This window comes from Lysinibacillus sp. GW821-FHT14F06, from assembly GCF_058803665.1.
The window spans coordinates 1-11,515 of sequence record NZ_JBXAPF010000024.1; the positions used below are offsets into that span (position 1 = coordinate 1).

The following is an 11,515-nucleotide window of genomic DNA, read 5'->3' on the forward strand; positions in this document are numbered from 1 at the left end:
GCCCCCAGGAAAGCACTCAGTCGGAACGTAGATCAACCCCTCGTTTTGAAAAAGGGCTATACTTTTTAAATTGTCACTTTGATTTCATTGACATAATAGTATTTCAACAACATGAGCAGAGGAGCATCATTATTGATAGCTCCTCTGCTTTTTTTATTCTGTACTATCGTTTTCTTCATTTGGAACGACAGGGTCAGTCGGCGGTGTAGGTGGTTGACCACCGTTAGTAGTGCCATCATTGGTGTTGTTGCTACCATCATTGCCACTACTGCCGTTATTACCATTAGGGTTGCCGTTACCATTATTATTACTATTTCCATTATGATTGCCATTATTACCATTGCTGTTACCTTGATCTGGTGTCGTGGGTTGTTCTAAATCAGGCTCATCCGGAGTTTCAGGCTCAAGGTTTTCGTCTGGCATACTCGACACTTGGAAGGAGGTTGTACCTGGTTCGCTTCGTGTACCGTCCACAATAGCGACGACAGAGATCGTGTAATTGCCATCCTCTAAATTGTTTGCAACTGTTAGGCCTTTGCTTTCTGTTGTCCCAAGAGGAATTGTTTCTCCACCTTCTCGTGTAGCAGAGACCTCGAAGGTTGTTGGCAATGGCTCGTTTGTTTCAGGATTTAGGATGGCATCATGATCCCAAGAAATATTGATTGATTGAGCGCCTAAATCTAAATTTGCTGAAACATTATAAGGTGTTGAAAGTTCAGGTGCCTCGTATTCATTTGATACTTCTGTAGGCTCTGTGCCACGAACAAATAGTTCAGTTTGGCGTTTGTTACTTGGTGTGAAATCACTTGCTAATTTCAGCGGTTTTGAGCCTGCCTCAATTGTAACCTCTACAACAGAACTTGGTTTTTTGAAACGTGGTGTTTCAACATTCGCCGAAATTTCTTTCATGATTTGTTTAAATAGATGCTGTGGTAAACGACGTTCATCCCAAGTTGTGATAGGGTCAAAGTGTTTTTCGTAACCACTCCATATGGCGATTGAATAGTTAGTTGTGTAACCTGCAAACCATGAATCTGGCACACTTGTGCTTGGTAAGTTATATTTATCAAAATCAGCTTTTGAATAGTTAGTTGTACCCGTTTTACCAGCAATATCTAACCCAGAAACATTGGCAGCAGTACCTGAAGCATCAGGCTTATTGCCAACTACATCTCGTAGCATGTCTGTTACCATGTAAGCCGTGTAATCACTCATCGCAACATTAGGCTTTGGTGTGTAGTCCTTTGTTGACTTACCATCCCGGTAAACAATTTTTAAAATTGCATGAGGGTCAGTATAAACACCGTTATTTCCAAATGCTGCATAGGAAGCCGCCATTTGGATAGGAGACATGGCAATATCTCCACCACCAATCGCATCGGATTCATAGACGTTTTTCGACTCAATACCTAAACGGCCAATGAATTCCTGTGCCTTATCAGGACCAACCTCTTTTAAAGCTTTAACAGCTGGAACGTTTCGGGAAGCATATAATGCCTTACGTGCTGTCATAGCCCCCATATATTTACCATCCCAGTTTGTAATGGTTTGCTGAGTTCCTGTGTATTTCATAGGTTCATCCACAAGTGTTTGACCTGTTGACCATTTTAAATATTCAATGGCTGGACCATAATCCAATAATGGCTTCATAGTAGAGCCTGGCTGATTTTGTTTTAGATCGTCTGCATAGTTCCAACCACGATTGCCATACTTGCGTCCACCACCAACTGCTTGAATTTGACCAGTTTTTGTATCAACAACAGCTACACCAGATTGAATTTTTTCTGTTGGGAAATTACTATCATCATTCATGATGTTTTCAACAATTGATTGAGCATTTGGATCAAGTGTTGTGTACACCTTAATACCTTCTGCCATGGCAGTACCATCACCATTTTTCTCTAGTTCATTTATGACGATATCAAGGAATGCATCATATTTAGAGCCAGCAAATTTTTGACGTGTTGTATCATCGGCTAAACCTGCTTGAACGTCTACTTTTTTTGCTTCTTCCATTTCAGCTTTTGTAATTTTACCATGTTGATACATTAATCCTAAAACTGTATTACGACGCTTTTCTGCAAGTTCAGGATTTTTTAATGGATCGTAAGCATTTGGACGCTGTACTAAACCTGCAAGTAATGCTTCTTCATCTAATGTTAAATCTTTTAAATCCTTACCATAGAAATATTGAGCGGCTGTTCCGAAACCGTATACACGACCTGACATAAGCATTTTATTAAAGTACATTTCAAAGATTTCTTCTTTTGAATATTTACGCTCTAATTGGAAGGCAAGCCAAGCCTCTTGTGCTTTACGTTTTAATTTTTTCTCATTTTGTAAAAAAGAGTTCTTCACAACTTGCTGTGTTAAAGTTGAAGCCCCCTGTGATCCAAAGCCGTCGCGGAAGTTGGCAATAATTGCCCCGCCAAGACGATAAAAATCCATACCATGGTGATCGAAAAAGCGTACATCTTCCGTAGCAAGGATAGCATTAATCATATCCTCAGGTATATCATCATATTTTATATATTTACGATTTTCTGCACCGATTGTTGCAAATAGATCACCATTTTTATCAAAGAACTCTGAAGAAACAGGATCCTTCAGTAATTCTTCCTTTAGCTCAGGTGCGCTACTAGCATAAAAAGCGAACATTCCAGCTCCTCCAATAAAACATGCAGCACCTATTGCCAACAGCGTTAAGAAAATGCGCTTAAACCATAGCTTTCCAGATGATTTGGGCACTTTCTTTTTATTTTTTTGAGCGAGAGCTTTTTGGCGCTCACCGCGTGTTTGACGACGTTCAGTCATTCTACAATCTCCTCACTTTCAGAACCATGGCTTTTTGCTTCAATGAGCTGCTGGATAATCGGTAAAAAGTCGATACGTGGATAATAGCTTGTAGGAATTTCGAAAGCTTCTCTTTCAATCGTTGAAAAAGGTATCGATTTACGCTCACCATTCTCCATTGCTTGCCAGGCCTTTTGTAAAACTTCATATGGCACAATAAAATATCGTTCAAAAGCTGAAAAACGAACGATAATAAAAGCCACACCATTTTGTTCCGTCACTTGCTGCATATGAGTCATTTGATGTAAGTGTATATTTTTTAAAGGAAAACTTGTTTTGGAAGCTGTCTCTTTTGCATCAAAATCAATATAAAGCCCTTTCCAAACACCATTATAATCTGTTGTTGAAGGTGTTCGGAAGTATGCTTCGCGAATTACTGCAGCACTTCGTGATGGATACTCTACTTTGACGATTTGTACGGGAACAGGTTTCTTATGAATGATAGCAAGTCGTCTTTTTAAATAATAGTCGTTTGCTTCATTGATTTCATCTTCTAGTGTTTTCCCTCGATTACTAAAAGAAATTTCTTTGTTATCATCCTTCTTTGACCCATTTTGAATTGCTTGATTTGGGGTATACAATTTCCCATTTGGATAACGAATTGTCATTTAGTTCACCCTCTATAATACTGCTATTATATACACTAGTTTACCATGATTCAGTAGCAGTTCTCCACCTCTGGCTCGTTCAAACCATAGCAGAAATCATACGACAAGAATCAATCAATATAGTACACTTTCCGCCTTCTAAAGTCGAAAAGTTGTCAAAAAAAGGGCTGTGCTTTCTACTCAAAATGCCAAAAAAACAGATAAAGTTTTCAAGCAATTCAGTAGTAAATTTGTCCTTTCTATTCGCCCCAATCTAGCTAGAAGATTATTCGTACAGCATAGCCATAAAGATGTTTTAATAAAAAAATATCGAAATTCTTCTTCTTTCAGCTAACTTACGCTTTTTTTGTCACGCATGAAGGTAATTTTATACATGCGGGGAAATATATAAGTAAAGCAAAGGAGGCGTTGTATTGAATAAGTTAGAACAATTAGTTGCGCAGTTGGATCTGGTCAATCAATTACTTATAACAAGAGTGTCTTTGGAAAGCAATGCGCATAGCATGCATTTTTTTATGCAACTTGAAGCTGTTAGCCAGAAAGTAAGCTTAGCAGAAAAGAACTGGCAAGTAAAGAATGCTTGTTCGCCTATAAGTAGTGAAAAATGATGGACTTTGGTACACTTATCTCATATGCAAAGTAACTCCCTCAATATGAGTATTTTAAATACAATATTTACCATTTTCTATACTTGTAAAGCAAGAGGTGAGAGAGACATGCTATTATTATAAACAACTTGCTTGTCATGTATCATAGTTGAGATTTTCGATGTCAGTACTACCATACATGCTGAAGAAAAGTTTTTAAGTTCAAACAAGCAAGATTTATAATTGTTGTAATGAATGAGATGAGGTGCGAAATTGTTATTAATACAGCAAACTTCCATATTAATAGATGAATGTGAAAAAAGTGTTGCACGCTTTTGGCAAATGCGTGAAGAGGATCGTACACCTGATTTTTTTAAGGAGGTTAAGCCACATGCTGATGCTATTCATCAACATTTAATAGAGTGGCAACAGGAGGCCAATTTGTGGATTCAAAACAATAATCCAAAGTATATGCATATCCAACAAATTGCTTCTGTGGTGGAATCCATGGAGCAATTTGTTGTGCAATCTTTTTTTAAAGAAACAAGTAAAAAACGTTTTTTAGATGCTATTCATTCTACCTCCTTTACATTGAAAAATTTTGAGCGAATCGTGAAGGAGGGAACAAAAGGTGTTATCCAAAAAGAGAACCATCAATGAATTATTAAACGAGTGGAGATATGATGAGGAATTAAAAGAAAGAATTTTACACTGGCAGACACTTGAAGGACGTGAAGCAAAATATGCTCCGTTCCCGGGAAATCTACATCCTTCTCTGGTAAAGGCACTTCAGTCAAGAGGAATCGAGCAGCTTTATACACATCAGCGAGAAGCCTTCGATTTGGCACAGAGTGGTACGTCCTTTACTGCTGTTACACCAACAGCATCAGGTAAATCATATTGCTATCATCTACCAGTTCTCCAAACAATATTAGAGGATAAAAATGCAAGAGCTATTTATTTATTTCCGACAAAGGCTTTAGCACAGGATCAGAAAAATGATTTAAATGAGTTAATTGAACAAAGTGGAGAAGAGATATTAAGCTACACATATGATGGAGATACCTCACCTGGAATTCGCCAAAAGGTTCGCAAGGCAGGGCATATTGTAATGACAAATCCTGATATGCTGCATTCAGGAATATTACCACACCATACGAAATGGGTATCCCTTTTTGAAAATTTACAGTATATAGTTATTGATGAATTACATACATATAAAGGTGTATTTGGTTCACATGTAGCCCATGTTATACGCAGACTTAAGCGGATCTGTGCATTTTATGGTAGCAAGCCGGTGTTTATTTGTACTTCAGCAACTATAAAAAATCCAAAGGAATTAGCAGAACTTCTAACAAATGAGACTCATACATTAATTGCTGATTCAGGAGCGCCAGTTGGTAAAAAAACATTTCTTTTTTATAATCCACCTATTGTTCATAAAACATTTGGCGTGCGTCGTAGTGCTATCTTAGAGGTAAGTGACCTAGCTAAAAGATTATATATAGCAGGTATTCAAACCATTATCTTTGCTAAAAGCCGTGTAAGAGTAGAAATGATAGTTACTTATTTAAAGGAGCTGACACGAGATAAGCTTCTTGATGAATCAGTACGAGGGTATCGTGGAGGCTATTTACCTTCTGAGCGAAGAGTGATTGAACGTGGTCTTCGAGAGGGGACTATTCAAACAGTTGTTAGCACAAATGCATTGGAATTAGGAGTGGATATTGGTCAACTTCAAGCATGCATTATGACGGGTTACCCAGGAAATATTGCAAGTGCCTGGCAGCAAGCGGGACGTGCTGGTCGTCGGCAGGACGAGGCGTTAATTATTTATGTAGCACAATCGTCTGCACTGGATCAGTATGTGGTCAATCACCCACTCTTTTTACTTGGGAGTGCACCTGAAGAAGCACGTATTTATCCCGAAAATATGTTGATTTTAATGGACCACTTAAAATGTGCAGCATTTGAGCTACCTTTTTCAACGCATGATGCATACGGAGAGTATGAAATTCAAGAATTATTAGATTACCTAGCAGAGGAAGGCGTTGTTTTTAAAACAAGCGATAAGTGGCATTGGATGAGTGATCGTTTCCCGGCGCACGATATTAGTCTGCGCTCAGCCTCTCAGGAAAATGTGGTAATCATCGATATGACAATTCCTGCACAAACAAAGGTCATCGGTGAAATGGATCGTCACAGCGCAATGACATTATTGCATGAAGAGGCAATCTATTTACATCAGGGCATTCAATTTCAAGTAGAAAAGCTTGATTGGGAAGAAAAGAAAGCCTTTGTACGAGAAGTAGATGTCGATTATTACACAGATGCTAATCTAGCAGTTGAAATGAAAGTGCTAGAAGAGGATCGTAATAGAGATTATAGTGGTGGTACAATTAGCTTTGGTGATGTTGGGTTAGTTGCTCAAGCCACACTATTTAAAAAAATACGCTTTGGCACACACGATAATATCGGATCGGGTCCAATACATTTACCACCAGATGAGATGCATACAAGTGCTTCTTGGCTATCACTTCATATATCAGAACAGTGGTCAGAGGCGGAATTGACTGAGGTAATGATTGGAATAGCCTATGCAATGAATGCCTTTATTCCTCTGTTCATTCAATGTGATAGTAGTGATGTAGCAGTCGTGCCTCAAGTCAAAGCATCCCATAATGAGCTACCAACATTTTTTGTTTACGATAAGTATCCTGGAGGAATCGGATTAAGTGAAAAGGTCTATGATTTATGGGAGGACTTATTAACAAAAACGCAGCACCATGTCATAAGCTGTCCTTGTGAGACGGGCTGTCCGTCTTGTATTGGTCCACAAGACTCTATGATTAATGTAAAAAGTAAAGTCGTGAAACTACTTCAAATGTTAAATAATAATTATTAGTTAAATATAGAGGGGAAGAGGATATGGACTAAATCTTCAATCCCTCTTCTTTTATTAATTTATAAATCACTTTACGGTTAAATCATCATGGAGTTTTGAGTTGTTCATCCAATTATATACGATTTTCATCTAGTTTCTCTTTTGACCAAGTTCCATCCAAGTACAATTTTTCGTGATTTGATTGTTCTTGTTTGGTTAACCGTTTAATTTCTAATTGTAAATCATCTTCATCTGAATCAATGTATTTATGTGCCGTTTCTTTATTTGTTAAAATATCTGTGACTGCTTTAATAATGTTTTGATAAAGAGCCTCTTATTCTAGCCATCTTTAATTTGCTAAGACTATTCCCATATTCCTTCTCCATTTCAATGCGCAATTTTTCGATATTGAATCTCATCCCATGCAAATAAACAGTGATCATAACCTTTCCTCCTCGAAAATTACATCATCAAGATACTTTAAAATGAATTTGTTATTTATGATAAAGAAGCATTAATTTGTATTATTAGACGTTTTAAGTTTATTTTTTTAATTAACTATAAAAATTTCCTGCACACACCTGTGAAAATATCCTGTTGAAACTACTGAAAAATATACACTTTGCCTTTAGCATTATGTTAATTATTTTCAAGTATGGTTGACAGCCAATACAAGAGAGAGTATTATTTTATTATGAATTAAAAAACAAATTAATTCATAATAAAATGAGGAGGTGTAATAAATGGCAAAAGGACCAAAAGGCTTTTCTGATGAAGAAAAAGTTGAGCTAAGAATAAAGCTTTGTACTGAATGTGAGCGGAGTTGGGCATTACATGGTTACAAGAAAACAAGTATTGGTGAATTAACAGCAAAAATAGGAATATCAACAGGATCATTTTATTTATTGTATTCGGCTAAAGAGGATTTGTTTTGCGACACCTTAGAGCGCGTGCAAAATAGGTTAAAAAGCAATTTGCAAGAAATTATTAATAGTGAAAGGGGCAAAGCTGGTTTTATTAGTGCCATGAAATGGCATTTTAAAGAATTTGATAAATCACCATTTCTATATGATCTGGGAACTCCAGATTTCTTAGCCTTTTTAAACAAAATACCTAAAGACCGTATCGAAAAACTACACTTTGATAGCGAAACTTTTTTCTACGATACCATTGATCTTGCAGGACTCAGACTGAAAGTTGAAAAAGCAAAAGCATATGCTGTTATAAGTTCGATGCTATTTTTAGTGACATTGAAAGATAAACTTGCTTATGACCGTTTTGAAGTATTTGAATTTCTATTAAATAGTACGATAGATACAATTTTTGAATAAAGAGAAAAAAATCAATGGAGGTAAAAGAAGATGGCTGAGAATTTATTGAAGACCTTCAGGATTTTTGAAAAACATTAGCACCACTATTCATTATATTAAATATTGCTGTCAGCATAATTTTGCTTGTGATTGGAGTTGTCTTACATAAAAAAGTGGATAAAACAAGAAAGCAAGAATTTGCGGACAAATTTGTATCGGAATTTCTATTCTGTTTTTTTAGGATATATATCTAACTGGGGTGTTCTTATTTCATATTTTAGGGGCATTCCTATTAGAAGGATTTACGGGAGCTTAAAAAGAAAAAGCCCTCTTGTATGATGTATGAGTGTCAACGCCTAAATTGATTCACCATCACACAGGAGAACTCCATTTATGAATTCTAATACGAACCAAAAGATTAATCAAGCCACTGAAAAAGTCCTCGTCATCGGTATCGACATTGCCAAGCGTACATATTACACATGCTCGGTTGACAGGCAAGGCATACAAACAAAGAGATAAAACTTGTGTTTCTAAAAATATATTAAGATTATGTAATGGAAATAAGGAGACTTATAATGAAAAAAACAAATAGGCTGGTTGCTTTTGTAACCACCGTAATTACAATTTTCAGTTGCTTTTTCTACTTTCCTATGTCAACATTTGCAAGTGCTGAAGTAACTCCATCAGGTGTGGATATTTCAAAAATCGAAACAATAGTTGATGATATTATGGAAGGTAAAATAGGAGTTACCGTACCGGGTGCGGCAGTTTCTATAGTTAAAGACGGAAGGCTAATTTTCAGCAAAGGGTATGGGGTAGCAAACATAAAGGAGGATATTCCTGTCGATCCCACATCTACTGTATTTGAAATTGGATCGGTCAGCAAAATTTTTACATGGACAGCAGTAATGCAACTAGTTGAAGAAGGAAAGATTGATCTGCATACAGATATACGAGAATATATCGGGTATGAGCGCCTTAATTTGGTTTATGATAAACCAATTACGATATTAGATTTAATGAACCATACCGCAGGATTTGAAGAAAATGCAAGTGAAATGCTTACTTTTGATAAAGAAAAAGTTATTCCTCTTGAAAAATGGGTGAGTGCAAAACATCAACCCAAGCAAATATATGAACCAGGAACGGTTATCGCATATTCTAACTTCGGTACAGACATTGCCGGATATATAGTGGAAGTTAAATCTGGGGAACTCTTTGAAGAATATGTAAAAAACCATATCTTTGATCCTTTACATATGCAAAGAAGTACTGCCTATGCAAATTATTATCACCTGCCAGAGTTTGTAGAAAATAAAAGCAAGGGTTATGGCAGGGCGTCAGAAGGATTTGAGCTGCTACCAGAAAACTTTTTAAATGAGGCACCTGCTGGAGCGATTACCTCAACCGCAGAAGATATGGCAAAGTTTATGATCGCCCAAATGGATTATGAGGGTGCTTTAGAAAACTTATTATTTAACTCGCCTCAAACGCTTAAAGAAATGCATACGGATTCCCTTTCTGTTACTGCTGGTATGCCTTCTAATGCCCATGGGTTTTGGATGCGTCAGGAAAACGGAGTTCGTTTACTTGAACATGGAGGAAATACAACCAATTTTTCCGCATTTTTAAGTCTCGTCCCGGAAGAGAATTTCGGTGTTAGTGTGCTTACCAACGTAGCTGGAGAATCGGGTGGTGTGCGGACTGAAATTGTAGATAAGCTTTCTGCCCAGTTTTCTCATCAAGCAACGGTTACTGTGCCAAAACGCCATACCCAAAATCTCAGTGGAACTTATTATTCGGGCCGAATGATTCATAGCAACTTCCTTTCAAGTTTATATTTGGTTTCTGGTGATAGTATTATTGTAAAGGACATGGGTAACGGGGAAATTGAAGTACGGCCTTCCATCGATCCAAATCGAGAAACACTTCACTTTGCAGAGGTCGCCCCCTTGGTTTTTGAACGAATGGATTCCAATCCATCTATATTGGAACGAAGCGGAGGGTCTCTCGCTTTTTTATCCTTTGAGTTAGATGAAAACGGTCAGGTTGATAAAGTTCGCACAGGAAATATTCGGGACTATTTAAAAATGCCGCTTTACAAAAACATCCAGATCAATCAGATTGCTTTTGTTTTTTGTACAATAATTTTTATTACAGGCTCCATCGCTGCGCTCATATCTGTCATTTTGTTGAGAAAACGTAAAAAGCAGGGGATCACTCTTTATATACCGGCATATAAACAAACAAATTTATTACCAGTTATCGGTCTATTATGTATAATCAACATGATAGTGACTATATTGAGATTTATGTCGGCTATGTCCTCTCCAATTGGAGATTTTAGGATACACCTAATAATCAATGCCGTTTTTTCTATTGGCATGGTAATTGCAGCTATCCCTATTTTAAGATCATTTAGGGATAAGCAAGTTAGCGGAAAAAGAAAAATATGGAATGCTATATTGATAGCAACAATCTGTATGTTCATTGTATTGATGATTCAGTACCGCTTTTTGTTGTTTTGGACTATCTAAATTGTCAACAAAATTCTTACTACTACTTTTAATGTCAGCATAAGAATCTATCAAACTCCACTCTGGTTAACGTTTAAATATCATATAGATTTTAATAAAAGCAGGCAAAGTTATTCACCTTGCCTGTTTTTTATATTCCTATCGGATTTTTTTGACTTTCTGTCACAAGTGGTAGATTATCAGCCTTCAAAATTAAGGGTGAAATAGACCTAGTGCCAAATTGCGTACAATAGTACATGGTGAACCATCGTTAGATAATTAACTGGGATGGTAGGGTGGAACAAGATACCCATATGAAGGTAATACAAGGCATAATTAAACTTAGGAGCAGTATTGTTCCATTATAAATTAATTATTTCGGCTGGCTATGCTCAATATTTTAGGGAATGTTCTAATTCAGTGATTAAAACATAGCTATAGTTTAAGCAACGACTACTATAGTTGTATAAATCCATAAAAAGACCGCTGCACCTCCAATTGTTAGATAGTGTGTCTAACAATTGGGGCGCAGTACAAGACTGGTGGTTCTGATTAATTCCAGAAATAACATTTGGTAAATTATTAATATTTTTCCAAAATAATACAAATGAATGTTCTGATAAAGAGGTTTAAAGAAGGCTACAAGGGTATACAGTGTTTGTTGTAGTTTCTGAGTAGCTTAAACCCTTTCGATAATATTTTAGAATGTATGTATATAATTTAAGTGTTTATAATATATACCTAATACAGATGT

General features: G+C 36.6%; 9 protein-coding genes. 6 read left to right on the forward strand and 3 right to left on the reverse strand.

Annotated features, from left to right (window positions below; translation table 11 throughout):
* Positions 1-153 precede the first annotated feature (153 nt).
* Together AC1RNS_RS18560 and recU are read right to left on the reverse strand one after the other, a co-directional pair.
* A complete protein-coding gene (locus AC1RNS_RS18560) occupies positions 154-2,814 on the reverse strand; it encodes a PBP1A family penicillin-binding protein (protein ID WP_492994809.1) in 2,661 nt (886 codons plus the stop codon).
* Positions 2,811-3,461 carry a Holliday junction resolvase RecU gene (gene recU / locus AC1RNS_RS18565; protein WP_492994810.1) on the reverse strand — a complete coding sequence of 217 codons (651 nt, stop codon included), beginning with the start codon at positions 3,459-3,461 and terminating at the stop codon, positions 2,811-2,813. The genes AC1RNS_RS18560 and recU overlap by 4 nt, the downstream gene beginning before the upstream one ends.
* 413 nt (positions 3,462-3,874) lie before the next feature.
* Here recU and AC1RNS_RS18570 point away from each other — a divergent pair, with 413 nt between their 5' ends.
* The 3 genes from AC1RNS_RS18570 (at position 3,875) to AC1RNS_RS18580 (ending at position 6,953) form a co-directional block, all read left to right on the forward strand.
* Positions 3,875-4,069, forward strand: a complete 195-nt coding sequence (locus AC1RNS_RS18570; protein WP_427549022.1) for an endonuclease — start codon at positions 3,875-3,877, stop codon at positions 4,067-4,069.
* A 252-nt stretch (positions 4,070-4,321) separates the two neighbouring features.
* Entirely contained in the window at positions 4,322-4,708 is a 387-nt protein-coding gene (locus tag AC1RNS_RS18575) for a YppE family protein (RefSeq protein ID WP_492994812.1), read from the forward strand.
* On the forward strand, positions 4,680-6,953 hold the full coding sequence (locus AC1RNS_RS18580) for a DEAD/DEAH box helicase (RefSeq protein WP_492994814.1): 2,274 nt from the start codon (positions 4,680-4,682) through the stop codon (positions 6,951-6,953). Before AC1RNS_RS18575 ends, AC1RNS_RS18580 begins: the two co-directional genes overlap by 29 nt.
* Before the next feature lie 287 nt (positions 6,954-7,240).
* Here the strand turns inward: AC1RNS_RS18580 and AC1RNS_RS18585 are convergent, their stop codons facing one another.
* On the reverse strand, positions 7,241-7,375 hold the full coding sequence (locus tag AC1RNS_RS18585) for a hypothetical protein (protein ID WP_492994816.1): 135 nt from the start codon (positions 7,373-7,375) through the stop codon (positions 7,241-7,243).
* A gap of 300 nt (positions 7,376-7,675) precedes the next feature.
* Here AC1RNS_RS18585 and AC1RNS_RS18590 point away from each other — a divergent pair, with 300 nt between their 5' ends.
* From AC1RNS_RS18590 to AC1RNS_RS18600, 3 genes are all read left to right on the forward strand, one after another.
* Entirely contained in the window at positions 7,676-8,263 is a 588-nt protein-coding gene (locus AC1RNS_RS18590; protein WP_492994817.1) for a TetR/AcrR family transcriptional regulator, read from the forward strand.
* Positions 8,264-8,635: 372 nt separating this feature from the next.
* The gene (locus AC1RNS_RS18595; protein WP_492994890.1) at positions 8,636-8,764 is read left to right on the forward strand and encodes a hypothetical protein; all 129 of its coding nucleotides are present in this window, start codon (positions 8,636-8,638) and stop codon (positions 8,762-8,764) included.
* Positions 8,765-8,820: 56 nt separating this feature from the next.
* Positions 8,821-10,782, forward strand: a complete 1,962-nt coding sequence (locus tag AC1RNS_RS18600) for a serine hydrolase domain-containing protein (protein ID WP_492994819.1) — start codon at positions 8,821-8,823, stop codon at positions 10,780-10,782.
* The last annotated feature ends 733 nt before the right edge of the window (positions 10,783-11,515 follow it).

Excerpts from the sequence above, each read along its gene's own strand:
- AC1RNS_RS18560 (WP_492994809.1), bottom strand. The coding sequence starts at position 2,814 with ATGACTGAACGTCGTCAAACACGCGGTGAGCGCCAAAAAGCTCTCGCT.
- recU (WP_492994810.1), bottom strand. The coding sequence starts at position 3,461 with ATGACAATTCGTTATCCAAATGGGAAATTGTATACCCCAAATCAAGCA.
- AC1RNS_RS18585 (WP_492994816.1), bottom strand. The coding sequence starts at position 7,375 with ATGATCACTGTTTATTTGCATGGGATGAGATTCAATATCGAAAAATTG.
- AC1RNS_RS18590 (WP_492994817.1), top strand. The coding sequence starts at position 7,676 with ATGGCAAAAGGACCAAAAGGCTTTTCTGATGAAGAAAAAGTTGAGCTA.
- AC1RNS_RS18595 (WP_492994890.1), top strand. The coding sequence starts at position 8,636 with ATGAATTCTAATACGAACCAAAAGATTAATCAAGCCACTGAAAAAGTC.
- AC1RNS_RS18600 (WP_492994819.1), top strand. The coding sequence starts at position 8,821 with ATGAAAAAAACAAATAGGCTGGTTGCTTTTGTAACCACCGTAATTACA.